Source organism: Streptosporangium sp. NPDC049046, from assembly GCF_040649155.1.
Taxonomy (GTDB): Bacteria; Actinomycetota; Actinomycetes; order Streptosporangiales; family Streptosporangiaceae; genus Streptosporangium.
In genome coordinates, this window is record NZ_JBEZEZ010000022.1 from 13,626 (window position 1) to 27,492 (window position 13,867).

14 protein-coding genes, 1 tRNA gene and 3 pseudogenes are annotated in these 13,867 nt (G+C 66.3%); 9 read left to right on the top strand and 9 right to left on the bottom strand.

Annotated features, from left to right (window positions below):
• Positions 1-18 precede the first annotated feature (18 nt).
• Together AB0B96_RS27990 and AB0B96_RS27995 are read right to left on the bottom strand one after the other, a co-directional pair.
• The gene (locus AB0B96_RS27990; RefSeq protein ID WP_362903304.1) at positions 19-645 is read right to left on the bottom strand and encodes a response regulator transcription factor; all 627 of its coding nucleotides are present in this window, start codon (positions 643-645) and stop codon (positions 19-21) included.
• Positions 642-1,769 carry a histidine kinase gene (locus AB0B96_RS27995; RefSeq protein ID WP_362903306.1) on the bottom strand — a complete coding sequence of 376 codons (1,128 nt, stop codon included), beginning with the start codon at positions 1,767-1,769 and terminating at the stop codon, positions 642-644. The genes AB0B96_RS27990 and AB0B96_RS27995 overlap by 4 nt, the downstream gene beginning before the upstream one ends.
• A gap of 131 nt (positions 1,770-1,900) precedes the next feature.
• Here AB0B96_RS27995 and AB0B96_RS28000 point away from each other — a divergent pair, with 131 nt between their 5' ends.
• On the top strand, positions 1,901-2,455 hold the full coding sequence (locus tag AB0B96_RS28000) for a hypothetical protein (protein WP_362903308.1): 555 nt from the start codon (positions 1,901-1,903) through the stop codon (positions 2,453-2,455).
• Between the two features lie 336 nt (positions 2,456-2,791).
• Positions 2,792-2,864 (top strand) — tRNA-Arg (locus tag AB0B96_RS28005).
• Positions 2,865-2,952: 88 nt separating this feature from the next.
• Here the strand turns inward: AB0B96_RS28005 and AB0B96_RS28010 are convergent.
• Positions 2,953-3,195, bottom strand: a complete 243-nt coding sequence (locus AB0B96_RS28010) for a tyrosine-type recombinase/integrase (protein WP_362903518.1) — start codon at positions 3,193-3,195, stop codon at positions 2,953-2,955.
• 293 nt (positions 3,196-3,488) lie between these two features.
• On the opposite strand from AB0B96_RS28010, the gene AB0B96_RS28015 reads away from it, so the two are divergent.
• Positions 3,489-3,836, top strand: coding sequence for an Imm8 family immunity protein (locus AB0B96_RS28015; RefSeq protein ID WP_362903310.1), 348 nt, complete (start codon positions 3,489-3,491; stop codon positions 3,834-3,836).
• 171 nt (positions 3,837-4,007) lie between these two features.
• Here the strand turns inward: AB0B96_RS28015 and AB0B96_RS28020 are convergent, their stop codons facing one another.
• Both AB0B96_RS28020 and AB0B96_RS28025 read right to left on the bottom strand, forming a co-directional pair.
• Positions 4,008-4,844, bottom strand: coding sequence for a HEAT repeat domain-containing protein (locus tag AB0B96_RS28020; RefSeq protein ID WP_362903312.1), 837 nt, complete (start codon positions 4,842-4,844; stop codon positions 4,008-4,010).
• Positions 4,845-5,080: 236 nt separating this feature from the next.
• On the bottom strand, positions 5,081-5,614 hold the full coding sequence (locus AB0B96_RS28025; RefSeq protein ID WP_362903314.1) for a hypothetical protein: 534 nt from the start codon (positions 5,612-5,614) through the stop codon (positions 5,081-5,083).
• Positions 5,615-6,102: 488 nt separating this feature from the next.
• On the opposite strand from AB0B96_RS28025, the gene AB0B96_RS28030 reads away from it, so the two are divergent.
• Positions 6,103-6,681 (top strand): hypothetical protein, encoded by a 579-nt coding sequence (locus tag AB0B96_RS28030; protein ID WP_362903316.1) that lies wholly within the window; start codon positions 6,103-6,105, stop codon positions 6,679-6,681.
• A gap of 303 nt (positions 6,682-6,984) precedes the next feature.
• Here AB0B96_RS28030 and AB0B96_RS28035 read toward each other — a convergent pair whose 3' ends face one another.
• From AB0B96_RS28035 to AB0B96_RS28050, 4 genes and pseudogenes are all read right to left on the bottom strand, one after another.
• On the bottom strand, positions 6,985-7,302 hold the full coding sequence (locus tag AB0B96_RS28035; protein WP_362903520.1) for a tyrosine-type recombinase/integrase: 318 nt from the start codon (positions 7,300-7,302) through the stop codon (positions 6,985-6,987).
• A 133-nt stretch (positions 7,303-7,435) separates the two neighbouring features.
• Positions 7,436-7,567 carry a hypothetical protein gene (locus tag AB0B96_RS28040; RefSeq protein WP_362903318.1) on the bottom strand — a complete coding sequence of 44 codons (132 nt, stop codon included), beginning with the start codon at positions 7,565-7,567 and terminating at the stop codon, positions 7,436-7,438.
• Between the two features lie 163 nt (positions 7,568-7,730).
• A pseudogene (locus AB0B96_RS28045) lies at positions 7,731-7,958 on the bottom strand (transposase domain-containing protein); the annotation flags it as partial.
• A 100-nt stretch (positions 7,959-8,058) separates the two neighbouring features.
• Positions 8,059-8,778 (bottom strand): annotated as a pseudogene (locus AB0B96_RS28050) (transposase family protein); the annotation flags it as partial.
• Between the two features lie 147 nt (positions 8,779-8,925).
• Here AB0B96_RS28050 and AB0B96_RS28055 point away from each other — a divergent pair.
• The 5 genes and pseudogenes from AB0B96_RS28055 to AB0B96_RS28075 form a co-directional block, all read left to right on the top strand.
• A pseudogene (locus AB0B96_RS28055) lies at positions 8,926-10,208 on the top strand (IS4 family transposase); the annotation flags it as partial.
• Between the two features lie 179 nt (positions 10,209-10,387).
• Positions 10,388-10,657, top strand: a complete 270-nt coding sequence (locus tag AB0B96_RS28060) for an arginine deiminase-related protein (protein ID WP_355613670.1) — start codon at positions 10,388-10,390, stop codon at positions 10,655-10,657.
• A gap of 103 nt (positions 10,658-10,760) precedes the next feature.
• Entirely contained in the window at positions 10,761-12,365 is a 1,605-nt protein-coding gene (locus AB0B96_RS28065) for a class I adenylate-forming enzyme family protein (protein WP_362903320.1), read from the top strand.
• Positions 12,362-12,793, top strand: coding sequence for a PaaI family thioesterase (locus AB0B96_RS28070; protein WP_355613666.1), 432 nt, complete (start codon positions 12,362-12,364; stop codon positions 12,791-12,793). Before AB0B96_RS28065 ends, AB0B96_RS28070 begins: the two co-directional genes overlap by 4 nt.
• Positions 12,794-12,842: 49 nt before the next feature.
• Complete coding sequence (locus AB0B96_RS28075) at positions 12,843-13,853, top strand: zinc-binding dehydrogenase (protein WP_362903322.1); 1,011 nt, start codon at positions 12,843-12,845, stop codon at positions 13,851-13,853.
• The last annotated feature ends 14 nt before the right edge of the window (positions 13,854-13,867 follow it).

Genomic DNA, 13,867 nt, shown 5'->3' on the forward strand with positions numbered 1-13,867 from the left:
GGGCGGAGGACTCCTGAGTCACGGGAGCTCCTGAGCCAGGATCGCGGCCTGTACGCGACTGCGGAGACCCAGCTTGTTCAGCAACCGGCTGACGTGGGTCTTCGTCGTCGCCTCCGCCATGTCCAGCTCCACGGAGATCTCCGTGTTCGACAGGCCCCGGCCGATACAGGCCAGCACCTCGCGCTCGCGCGGGGTGAGAGCGCCGATCTCGTACGACCTGCGCTTGGGGACCGACGCGCCGAAGGCCGAGATCAGCCGTCGGGTGACCGAGGGCGCGATGAGCCCGTCGCCCCTCGCCACCACCCTCACCGCGTCCACCAGGGCGTCGGCGTCGGTGTTCTTCAACAGGAACCCGGCGGCTCCGGCCCGCAGCGCCCCGAAGACGTACTCGTCGATGTCGAAGGTGGTCAGGATCAGCACGTCGGCGATCCCGCTCAGCTCGCGCGTCGCGGAGATCCCGTCGAGCTTCGGCATCCGGATGTCCATCAGCACCACGTCCGGACGGAGTTCGGAGGCCATCGCGACGGCCTGCTCGCCGTTGGCGGCCTGGCCGACGACCTCGATGTCGTCGTGACCGTCGAGGATGAGGACGATCCCGGCGCGGACCGCCGCGTGATCGTCGGCGACGAGGACTCTGATGGTCACGTGCTCTCCAGGGTGGGCAACTCGGCGCGAACACGCCAGCCGTCATTGTGCGGACCGGCCTCGAAGAGGCCGCCGACGAGGTTCGTACGCTCCCGCATGCCGATGATCCCCGCCCCCGCGCCGGGCAACTCTCGCCCCGCCGCGCCCACCGGGTTGTCCACGGTGAGCGTGACCAGCCCCGGCAGGTAGCCGATCACCACGTCGGCGGCCCTGCCGCCGTGCTTGAGCGCGTTGGTCAGCGACTCCTGGACGATCCGGTAACCGGCCAGATCGACCGAGGCGGGCAGCTCCCTGGCGTCGCCCTCCACCCGCATCCGCACGTCAAGCCCCGCCTCCCGGGCCCGTTCCACCAGTTCTCCGGCCTCGGCCACCCGGCGCCGGGTCGCCTCCGGCTCCTCTCCGTCCTGCCGGAGCAGCCCGATCATGGCGCGCATCTCGTTCATGCCCTCGACGCTGTTCTCCCTGATGGACTCCAGCACCTGCCGTACGACCCGCGCGTCCAGGTCCCGGCGGGAGAGGACGGCGGTGGACTGGATGGCGATCGCGCTGAAGTGATTCGCGATCATGTCGTGCAGCTCCCGTGCCATTCTGGCCCGCTCGGCCTGCACCGCGGCCGCCCGGTCCAGCTCCGCGAGCCGCGCCACCTGCTCGGCCCTCGCGCGCTCGGAGGACGCCAGGTCCTGCAGCTGCCTCATGAACATGGCGGTGAGGACGGGGGTCCCCCCGACCAGCCCCACCTGGACGGAGACGATGGCGGCGGCCGACCAGTGCCTGAACACGACCCCCGCGACCACGCCCGCCGCGACGGCGATCACCGAGGTGATGCCGAGCATCCACCGGCCCAGCGCCCGGGGACCGTACCTCACCCCCGCGTAGAGGTTGTCCGTGACGATCAGGACCGTGCCCAGCGAAGGACCCATCGCGAGGTCGCCGAGGAGGGCCACCACCCCCAGCCCGAGCGCGAGCAGCGGCCTGCTCCGCCGTACCGCGACCCCCGCGCACGCGACCGCCAGCGGCCCGGCGAACAGCAGAAGGGCGGCCCATCGTTGCTGGTAGGCACCCGCGGCGAGCAGCAGCAGGCCGACGAGGAAACACGCCACCGCCCACAGCGCGTCTCGTCTCATGCCTGTCATCTCACCATTTCGATACGGCCCGCAGGAGCGGCGCAGGGAGGATCGTCGGTACATATAAGGGTGTACGCCGGTTCATCAGCGCCGACGATGTCCCAGGCCGACCGGCCCGTGAGCATGGACTCATGATTCTGGCCATCATCATCGGCTGCGAGATCGGCTTCTGGATCCTGCTGGGCCTGGGACTCGCCTCACGTTACCTGTGGGGGATGCGCCGGCTCAGCACCGCGCTGCTGCTGGCGGTCCCGCTGCTCGACGTGATCCTGCTCATCGCCTCCGTCGTCGACATGCGCGGCGGCGCCCAGGCCGACTGGCGCCACGGCCTGGCCGCCGCCTACCTCGCCTACTCGATCGTCTTCGGCCACCGTACGATCACCTGGGCCGACGCGAAGTTCGCCCACCGCTTCGCCGGCGGCCCCGAACCGTGGCAGCCACCGTCCGGCGGCATGGCGAGGGCCCGGTACGAGTGGGGCATCTGGTTCCGGATCGTTCTCGCGTACGGCATCGCCTGCGCCCTGCTGTTCGGCCTGATCCTCATCGTCGGCGACCCGTCACGGACCACGGCACTGAACGAATTCATGATCGGTGCGCTCAAGATCCCCCTGATCGCCGTGCTCTGGCCGCTGAGCTACACGCTGTTCCCCAGGAAGGTCGGCGTCACCGGCGATCCCGGCAGCTGACCCGGCACGTCCGATCACGGCGTCACCGGCGATTCCAGCCGCTTCCCCCGCACGGCGGCTGTGGTGTCACCGGCGTTTTCAGCGGTCGGCCCCGCACGTGGGCCGCGATGTCACTGGCGATTTCAGCCGGAGACCCGCTTCCCCGGCGCCCTCGCCATGATCCTCCAGACCATCTGACCTCGCCCATCGCGACACGTTCCCTTCGGCCTCCCACCGGATCTTCGCCGGATTCCCCGCCTCCGCCGGGGAATCCGGCACGGACGGGCTGATCGGAGGGCGATGGCTTAACCGGTTCGAGGCATCGCCCAAAACCCGCTATGCTTGCTTACGCAGCGAGCGGCCGTAGCTCAATGGATAGAGCATCTGACTACGGATCAGAAGGTTGGGGTTTCGAGTACCTCCGGCCGCACAGCAGCAAGAAGGCCCCTGAACAGGCGTTATGCCATCAGGGGCTTTCTTGGTTTCTTGATCGTTCGGGCTTCTTGCTAACGCCCTTGCTAACAGGCTTGGCGCCCGGATGGCGCCCACTGTTCTCCGATGACCTTGGCAAAGATGTCGGCTGCAGAGGCTTCTGCCGCTCGGATCACATGGGCATAGACGCGCAGGGTGATGGATGGGTCGGCATGGCCGAGTCGAGCGGCGACGACGTGGACGGGGACGCCTGCCAGGAGCAGCGTCGTGGCGTGGATGTGTCGAAGGTCGTGGAGCCGGGCGTGTGTCAGGTCTCTGTCCAGTCCCAGGAGATGACGTGATCGGGTGAGGGCTGGTGTGGCTCGGTGACATTCTCCGGGTCATCGGTCACGAGACGGTTGGCTGGTCGCTCGACGGTGCGCCGATCAGAGTGCAGACGCAACGCTCGCGTGCCCGATGCGTGCCCGATCGCTAGGCGATCAAGGGGGGACCACGGGGAGCCGCGAGCAATTCACCGACTCCCCCGCAGGGCACCGCTTCCCCAGGTCAGGGGTCATGATCTCGAAAGGCTTCCCAAGCTGACAGTTCTCCTCCGCGTTGCTGGCTGCGCGATCATTGGGTGATGAGAGCACGCGTGCCCCTCTTCCGCTGGCCGGACCTTGAACGCAGTGGCATCGACGATCCCGCCAACGCATGCGAACTCCTGGAGATGTACGTCGGTCCGCAGAACGAGCCGGGTGACGAGCAGTTCCAGATCACCGTGTGCACTCCATCCGCCCTTGCCGAACAGTTGCGCCATCATCGCTTCCTCATCGGCCGGCACTACCTCTTCGTTCGCGAGCTGCGTCCCGCCGAGGTGACGCGCTGGTTGAGCGACCGTATCGCCGTACTGGAGGCCCCGACATGGGGCGAACTCGCTGAGAAGATCGGCCGGATCGGGTTGTGGGAGTTCGAGGATTACGAGGACTGACGCTCTGATCCGGGTTGCAGTTTGGGTTGCAGTTCACCGCCGTACCGGCGCGTTCCAGGAAGACTGGGGAGGGGACGTTGGTCCAGGTGGGACTGTCCTGAACGATGGCCTGCTGAGCTGCTAATGCGGTTCGGCGGACCTGTCGAAGCAATACCAGGACGGGCGGAGAGATCAGGCGAGCGATGTCGGACGTGACGCGCATGCTTGCAGAGCTTGATCAAGGACTTGGGGGCGTGGTTCGTTATCGTCCTGCCAGCCGTCAGCCTTGAGCTTTTGCAGGAGTGGCAGGAGATCCGGGTCGCCCAACTCAGCCGCGGCTTCGACGTAGAGGTTGCCCACGTCAGGAAGGGCGAGCATGCGTTTCAACGTGGGCAGGATCCGGGGATCACGTCGTATCGCCAGTGCTATCGCCGCCTCACCGGCTGTATTCTCGCCTGGATCGTTCAGACGCTCGACGAAAGCGTCCCGAATCTCCTGGGCGTCGTTTTCGGCACGGCTGCCCAGCATCATGGTGGCCCAGTCCCGTACCTCGGCATCCGGATCACGCATCAACACCAGCAGTACCTGCACCGCATCCTCAGGAAGCGGGTCGAGACCGACGGGAATCCCGCGCGCCACCTGCCAGCGGATACCCGCTTCTGGATCGTCAGCGAAGCGTAAGAGCGGAAACAGGACACGTTCGTCGTCGCAGATGATGGCGAGTGCATGGGCGGCAGCCGCGCGCACGTGCTTATGTGCCCTGTCCAGTGGAAGGGCATCCGCCGCTTCGATCAAGGACGGGACGTGCCAACGGAAGTCGAGTGCCTGAACCGCCAACAGGTCGAATCCGAGCGCCTGCACCCTCTCGTCAGGATCAGCCCACCAGGCCCGAGCCAGCGCTATGACTTCTTCAGGGGCAGAGAGCGATCCGAGGAGTCTGCCCATGGCGTCGAAATGCTCTTGAGATGATGTCTCATCCCAGTCGAGCAGCTCGGCAATCTGGCTGCTGGGGATCGAAGGCGTCGACATGTCCTTCCCTTCTTGACTGGCGGCGAGGAGAGGGACAGCTCGCGAGGAGACAAGCATGTCGAGGTGGTGCCGGGAAAGTCGATTGCATTTCGGGAGCCATCTTGGGAGCCACCTGGGCGGACGATCACGAACCGGAGGGCCTTTTCGTGCCTGTACAGCAGCGTTGTACAGCAACGCGGGCTCACACAGGCGATCTCCGTAGCGGTTTGTCCCCTCCGAACCGCTGGCCGCTCTGCTCAGACGTCACCGAAGCCCTCCTGTAGACGGCGAACCCAGTCCGCGGGGAAGACTCGCTCAAGCCGCTCCTTACTGGTCGCCAGCAGACCCTCTTTCGCCAAGGGAAGCAGGGCGCCGTCCTGGACGGCCTTGTGTTTCTCGGGTGCCGGGCAGATCAGTACGGCGAGGATCCGGCATGCCCGTTGGATCTCCGGGACTCCGGTAGCTTCGACCATCTTCTTGATGGGCTCCCAAGCAGTTCGTACGGCGAGGCGCACCAGCGCTTCCAGGAAGGGCTTGCGCCCCTCGTCCTCGCGAGACTGCATGATGATCGTCGTAACGCACTCCGGTATTCGGTCCATGGCTTTTTCGAACCCCTCCATAGCCTCGGCCATGGCCACGAGGAGGTCACACCAGAGGTGATCATTGATTCGTTTTCTGGCCCCTCGCGGATCGTTGCCACCGAATCCCTCGTCCAACTTCGTGATCACAGAGCAGACGAGGGTATCGCCGACTTCCTGGATATGATCGATGGTTTCTGGATTCTCGGACAACCAGTCGGCGAGATCTACTTTTGCGGTGTCCGTGGCGGCCTGTCGCGCCTTAGCGGGTTTCGGCCGTCCCTCGGGAGGCAGAGCCCTCGCCCATCTGGAGTCGCAGCGGTCTCTCGCCTTTTGACGAGGGACGGGGGATGGATCGCGAGCCAGTTTGAGACTGTGGGACCAGCCATGCTCTACCCCGCCACACGCACATTTGCAAGAGTGTCCTTCGGCGCTTTCGCAATTCTTCGGGTGCACCATACGCTCTCCGATTCGTTCGACACGACAGCGACCAAGCGACCAACCGGAAGCCCCATTTCTTTTAAATCACAAACTATGAATTGCGAAATGATCGCAACGGTCAGATCCGCCTGTCCCTTCAGACACGAGAAGACGTCGTGCACGCTAAAAAGCCCTTTGGGGTGATCCCTAAGAGCCTTTGGGGGTAATGCAAAATCCAATGGAGGCTTTTCTGAACGTCTTTGGGTCATCACACTGAGTGGGTGACGCAGCTTGGTGTGATCCTTCCAGCGCTCGTGGGTATGTTGGCGTCCCTGTTGGGCGTCCTTCTCGGAAGCCTCCTCACCCGCCGGGCGCACAACCAGCATTGGTCCCGTGACCGGCAGATCGATGCCTGTTTGATGATCATGCGGGAGTCGAACCGCGCGCAGTTCGCCCTGAACCGTCTGTGGCAGGGGAAGGGCAATCCGGACTGGATTCCGTGGAACGAGGCGTTGGTCACCCTGACATTGGTGGGTGAACCGGACATCGTCCGTGCCGCGCTCGCCGTTGACGAGACGTTCTGGGTGACCAATCGAAGGATCGAAACGGGAGAACTCCGCTCGGCGGAGGCATGGGCTCAGGCGCGAGAAGCGATCGAAGCGGCCCGGTTGAATTTCATCAACATGACTCGCTGGCGAATTGTCGGAGGGGCACAGGCACTCTCCCAGTTCGTGGCGCGACCTCCCCTACCGCCGCCTCCAGCGGCCTCCGACCAGGGCACAAGCGAGGAAACCCAGGCCACAATGAGGGAACACCGTACCGAGAAGCAGCCCGAAACGACGGCAGGTGACGAGAGATAGAGCAGCAGATCAGAGCCATGATCGGGACATCTTCGCAGGTCGCTACCTGACCGCTTTTGATTCACGAACTACTGCTGTCGTACAGCAGCCCAGTACAGCAACACCGCCTTACACGATCACATGCCACCGGCCCGCATCTACCACCCGACCAGGGCGTGAGCCCGCCGACCTGGGACATGCCCTTGCCTACGGATCAGAAGGTTGTGGTTTCGAGTACCTCCGGCCGCACACGTTTGACCAGGGCGTTCCTTGATCATCAGGGAGCGCATTGATCATTTTGTAGCAACGGGTGTAGCAACGCGCTCACGACGCCTCTTTCCCCTGCTTTGTCCGTCGCGTCGTCAGGCCGGACAAGACCCCGTCCATGCTGTCAGCCGCACCTCGCTTCACCTCCTCCAGCAGATGCACATAGATGTCGGACATCGTCGCCTGCCGAGTGTGCCGCAACACGCCCTGGATCGTCTTGATGTCGGCTCCCTCGGCGAACAGGAACGATCCGCAGGCATGCCGCAGATCATGAAGGCGGGTCGGCCGCCCGATCTTCGCGCGCTCGCACAACGCGTCCCACGAACGGTTGACGTTGCGCGGCTCCAGCGCCGTCCCTCGGCCCGTGGTGAACAGCCTACGAGCGAATCAAGCCTCGGCCGCTGTACGTCTTCTACCGCCCCGATGATCTCGACTGGATCGTCGAGGCATGCGAGGGCGTGCCGGACATGAAGGTCACCGCGAGCCAGTTCGTGCCCGCTGGCCAGGTCTACACCTTCCGGAGCGAGCTATGACACCTGCCGAGGAGATCCCCACGCTTGTCGCCGAGCTCAAGCCGCTCCTCGACCAGCTGCTCCCCGAGCAGGTCGCCGACGCCGCCTGCGGATCCACCCAGCACCACAAGGTCACCGGCAGCCCAGCACCCTGGCATCCAGAGGCGGGCCCGCTCCTCATGACCATCCACGCTAGCGTGCGGGAACTGGAAGCGGATCTGCGCTACCACGTGACGGGCCGCCTGGCCGAGGACCGCGGCGGCAGCGACGCCAACACCACGGCCCTCTCTGCCAGATCCCCAGGGCACCGACTCCCGCGAACAGGGCCTGAGCCAGGAGGAAATACACGCCGACTCGGGCGGGTAACAGGCGCGGGGCGCGATGTTGCACGCGATGCCGCGCAAGGATGTCATCCACCAGCTCGAACGGGATAAACGAGGTGAGCGCTCCCAGATGGCCTGGGACCAGAAGGCCGGCAGTTACACGGCCGCATCGCTCAATGGCAGACTCGTGACTCATCGGAACTCCGGAGCAACAGGTGGTCGTGGCAGACCATCGTTTACCGGAGTCCCGACCTGTGTGCGCCCGGTTGAGTCCAATGAGGTGATCTCAGCGACTTTCATTTCAAGTAGCCGTGTTCGAAATGGGTGAGAACGAGCGCGGCTTTGACGATGTCGCCGATTCGGCTGGGGCTGGCGGTGATGCGCTGGAGGGTGCGCCAGCGCTGTGTGAGCAGGGCGAAGCCTCGTTCTCCCAGGCAGCGCAGGGCGCGCAGGAGCGCGTTGCGGGTGCGGGTGTCGAGGTCGAGGGGCCGGCCGCCGGAGGGCTGTTTGACCGGAGTGAGAATGCCGATGCCGGCGCTGTCGTAGCCGGAGTCGGCCAGGGTGGGGAGCCCGTCGGCGGCGGCCTTGTACAGCGCTCCCAGGACGTGTGCGCGGGCGGCGGTCAGGTCGTGCACCGATCCGGGTTCGACGTCGGAGACCCACAGCGGCAGGCCGCAGGGCGTGGACAGCGCCTGGATGTTGCCGCCGTGGTGGTGGGCCTTTCCGGAGTACCACAGGTCGATGGGTTCGCCTTTGACGCTGATGGTCTTTTCGGCGCAGCGGTCGGTGGCGATGACCGTGCCGTCCAAGATCAGGTGGGTGAGGCCCTCGTCGCTGGCGCACCGCAAGACTTGGTGCAGGTCGGGCGCCTGGTCGGCCAGGACGTCGATGACCTCGTCGATGTAGCGGTAGGCGGTGGCGCGGGAGACGCCGTGGTCGCGGCCGAGAGCGCCCCGGTCGGTGCGGTCGCGAAACCAGCGCAGTCCCATCACCGCCTGCTCAAAACACAAAGCCGCGTAGTTAAGGATCTCGGGCGCTTGGCAAGCTGTTCGTGAGTACGGCAGGGACCCTGGTGTGAAGAGGAACGGGACCTCTGGTACACCAGGCGATCGACCAAGATCCACCCGAGCCCCGAGGTCCCGTTGCGTACCGATTCTGCCACCATGACCCTCACCCGCACCATCACGCTCGCCAGCGGCGTCTTCGCCCCCGGCCATCTGGGAGAGCTGACCCAGCACCTGCCGTTCGAGCTGGTTGACGCGGTCCTGGAGGACACCGGCAAGACCCAGCAGCGGCTGCGGAACCTGCCCTCACGGGTCGGGGTCTACTTCGTGCTGGCCTTGGGCCTGTTCCCGGAGCTGGGCTACCTGGGCGTGTGGGGCAAGCTGGTGGCCGCATTCGGGCAGCTCGCGGTGCCGCGTCCCTGCGAGAAGGCGTTGCGAGATCTCCGGCGCCGGGTGGGGGCGGCCCCGCTGCGGGAACTGTTCGAGATCCTGGCCGGTCCGTTGGCGCAGCCGCACACACCAGGAACGCGCTATCGGCGCTGGCGCACCGTCGCCTTGACGGCTGCAGCTCGATCAAGGTGCCCGACTGCGAGCGGAACCGTTCCTGGCTGACGAAGATCAAACATCGGCTGGCCTGGGCGGGCTATCCAACCGTGATGCTCATGACCCTGGTGGAGACCGGCACCCGCGGCCTGCTCGGCGCGGTGTTCGGGTCGATCACCACCGGCGAGACACGCTACGCGCGGCGGCTTTGCGGGCTGCTCGGCCCGGACATGCTGGTCCTGGCCGATCGCGCCTTCGACGGCAACCAGGTGCTGGGCGCGGTGGGCGGGAGCGGCGCGCAGTTCCTGGTCCGGCTCAAAAGCACCCGCCGCCCGCCGATGGCCGCCCGGTTGTGCGACGGCTCGTTCCTGTCCCGGATCGGCGAGATGGTCGTGCGGATCATCGACGCCGACATCACCGTGATCTGCGCCGATGGCACCAAGGTCGCCAGCCGCTATCGGTTGGCCACGACCTTGCTCGACCCGCGCCGTGACAGCGCCGCAGCGCTGATCCGGCTCTACCACGAGCGGTGGGAGATCGAATCGGCCTACCTGGCGTTACGGCACACGCTGCTGGGCGGGCGGGTACTGCGCTCGGGCGACCCGATCGGGCTGGAGCAGGAGCTGTGGGCGCTGCTGACCGTCTATCAGGCGTTGCGGATGGCCATGGTCGCCGCCGCCGAGTCGGTGCCCGGCACCGATCCGGACCGGGCCTGCTTCAAGACCGCCGCACAGGCCGCTCGTGACCAGGTCATCATCGCCTCGGGCGTCCTTCCCGCTGACCCGGCTGCCCCTCTCGACCTGGTCGGCGTTATCGGCCGCGCGGTCTTGGACGGCCTGCTGCCACCACGCCACCCGCGCATCAGCGTCCGCAAGGTGAAATCTCCCATCTCTCGCTACCACGCCCGCCCTCACAGTGATGAACGCCCACTGACCAGCCAGAACGTCACCGACGTTCTGGTCGTCGTCCACGAGGGGCAGACCGTCCCGCCCCCACCACCGCCATCCGAGCAGGAGCAGGAGCAGGAGCAGCCAGAGGATATGCAGCCGGCCTCGCCGAGCTCCGCCACGAGTGCTCGGTGACGGCTTCCGGGCACGCGGTCGTCCCCTTGACGTTGGCGCAGATCGACGAGTTCGCCGGCAATGCGATCGAGGTCGAGGGAACCGACGGGCGTTACCTGGTGATGTCGACCCGTGCTCGCAACAGCTTGACGGAGTCGCAACGTAGCGCCGTCGCCGAGCACCTGACGATTCTGGACGTCGAGGTGCCGACGATCGAGCTGGCCGGAGGGTCGATCCGGTGCATGATCGCTGGCATCCACCTGCCTCGCCCCGAGGCTCGGGCGTAGGCGGGTGCGGTCGCCACGCAGTGGACTGGCACAGCAGTTTCGCGGTAACATTTTATTAAACATGTTTATTGCGTCCATGGGGACGTCGTACGGAGGAGGGCTTATGGAGCCGACGCTCGACGCCCAGCTTCGAAAGGGAACGAGGCGCAGCAGCCCCCGGGCGGGGCTGGCCCTCGCGAACGTCGCCAACCTCGGCGATCTCGCCGGGGTGCACGGAGCATCGACGGACCGGCTCGCGGTCCTGGATTTGCGCGTCCCCGGTGTTCCAGTCGGGTACACGTACCCCGAGCTCAGCAGGCTGGTCACGGCGCTCGCTGCCGAGCTGGTCGCCAGCTCGTACGCCAGCGGAGACCGCATCGGGATCATGTCGGCCAACCGGGTCGAGTACGTGGTGGCGTACCTCGGCATCATGAAGGCCGGCCTGGTGGCGGTCCCGATCAACGTGCGGTCCGGCGGTGACGTTCTCGACCACGTCATCGAGGACGCCGGGGTGGTGCTGACCTTCGTCGACGCCGCAGGGCGGGAAGCGCTGGCCGAGCGAACTCCCAGTATCGACTTCGACGATCCTCAGACCCCGTTCCTCCAGGATCTGGCCACCACCTGCCAGGACTCGGCCGGTGAGGCCCTCGCCGGGATCGAGCCGCCGTCGGACGGGCTTGCCGAGATCCTCTACACCTCCGGATCCAGCGGCCTGCCGAAAGGCGTCCCGCTCACGCATGCGGGTCAGCTGTGGGCGCTTCGCACGTTGTCCTCGGAGCCTCCTCGGCGGATCGAGACCCAGATCATCGCCCAGCCGCTGTTCCACATGAACGGCTTGGTGACCCTGTGCCGGGGCCTCGCGCTCGGATTCACGACGGTGATCTGCCCGCGATTCGACGCCTCCGCCTATGTCGACGCGATCGAGCGCTACGGAGTGACCAGTGTCGCCGCGGTGCCCACGATGTGGATCCGCGTCCTGGGCGAGGTTGCCGACGACACATCACGTCTCAGGTCCGTCAGGTCGCTGTCGCTCGGCTCCGCTCCGATCACCCAGGAGCAGGTCGCCAGGATCGCCGACGCGATCCCTGACGCCGACGTGGTCGTGTCCTACGGCACGACGGAGACCGGTCCGGCGATCTTCGGAGCGCATCCGGACGGGATCGCCAGGCCGCCGCTCGCGCTCGGCTACCCGCTGCCCGGGTCGGAGGTCAGGCTCGTCGACGGTCCCGACGACACCCACGGCGTGCTCACGATGCGCAACCCCGCTGTGACCGATGGCTACCGCGGTCTGCCGCACCTCAATGCGACGTCGTTCGAAGACGGGTGGTACTACAGCGGCGACGTGATGCGTCGCGATGACAACGGGTTCTTCTACTTCGTGGGCCGAGCCGACGACATGTTCGTCTGCGGAGGGGAGAACATCTATCCGGGCGAGCTCGAGACGATCCTCGAGCGGCACCCCGCCATCGGACAGGCGGCGGTGGTCTCCCTCCCGGACGACGAACGCGGACGCATCCCGGTCGCCTTCATCGTGATGAGCGCGGGAGCGCACCTGACCGCTGGAGCGGTGAAGTCCTTCGTGATCGAGCAGGCGCCTGCCTACCTGCATCCACGGCGCATCGCGACCGTCGACGAGCTGCCCCTTGCAGGAACCAACAAGATCGACAAACGGAAGCTTCACGAGATCGCGATGCAGCTGGAGACGAGCAACGAAGGATGGTTGGCATGACGGACAACGAGGATCTGGACACGAGCCCGGCCGGGCTGAACGCGCTGCTCAGCACCTCGCCGTACAACGAGTTCCTGGGACTCCGGTGCACGGCCACGGACGCGGAGGCGGGCAGTCTCGTGCTGGAGATGCCCTTACGTCCGGAGCTGGAGCGCATCGGCGGCGAACCGCAGTTCCACGGCGGCCCTGTCGCGTCGTTGATCGACACCGCGGCGGTGTTCGCGACGATCCTGTCGACCGGTGTCGTGCCGCCCACGGTGAACCTGCGGGTCGACTACCTGAGGCCCTCCAGCGGCACCAGGCTGACCGCGACGGCGACGATGCGGCGGGCGGGCAGGAGCGTGGGCGTCGCGGACGTCAACGTCACCGACGATCAGGGCAGGTTGACCGCGATCGGTCGAGCCACGTTGAGCACCGCCTTCGGATAGCTCGAGCGCACCACCACGGCATCTGCCACATCCACGGAAAGGAAGCAGCGTGAGGGCTGCAGTCATCAGTGAGCACGGCCATTCGGAGCTCATCACGGTCCACGACGATTGGCCCGACCCCGTCGCCGGGGCCGGTGAGGTCGTCGTCGACGTCAGGACTTGCGCGCTGAACTACCACGACCTGTTCACCCTGCGTGGGATGCCCGGCATCACCATCCCGTTCCCGATCATCATGGGCATCGACATCGCCGGCGAGATCGCCGAGGTCGGCGCCGAGGTCGAGGGCTGGCACGTCGGTGATCGGGTCCTGATCGATCCCTGGGACGCGGTCGAGAACAAGCTGGTGGGCGAGACGATGGATGGCGGACTGGCCGAGCGCGTCGCCGTCAACGCCAGGACATTGATCCGGTTGCCGCACGACGTCTCGTTCACCGACGCCGCAGCGCTGCCGGTGGCCTACGGGACGGCGTACCGCATGATGGTCACCCGCGGCGAGGTCGGCCCCGGCGATAAGGTGCTGGTCCTCGGCGCGTCCGGAGGGGTCGGAACGGGTTGTGTCCAGCTCGCCAGCCTGGCCGGAGCGCACGTCATCGCTGCCGCGTCGACCGACGCCAAGCTCGAACAGCTTGCCGCGCTCGGCGCCGACGAAGGCATCAACTATCGAGACGACGACTTCATGAAGGCCGTGCACGAGCGTCATGGCAAGCCCCGGGTCTCGGGGGCGGGCGGTCTCGACGTGGTGGTCAACTTCACCGGCGGCGACACCTGGGCCCCCTCGTTGCGCTCCCTGCGGAAGGGAGGGCGCCTGCTCAACTGCGGAGCAACCGCCGGCTACGCGGTCGAGACCGACCTCCGCTACGTCTGGTCGTACGAGCTGGACATCCGGGGCTCGGACGGGTGGCTCCGATCGGACCTGGAGTCCTTGATCGAGCTCGTCCGCGTCGGCAAGCTGCGTCCCCCCATCGATCGGGTGCTGCCCCTGTCCGACGTCCGCACCGCCTTCGACCTTCTTGAGCAGCGTCAGGTCCTCGGCAAGATCGTCGTGGCCCCGGACCGTTGAGAGACACAGAGCCC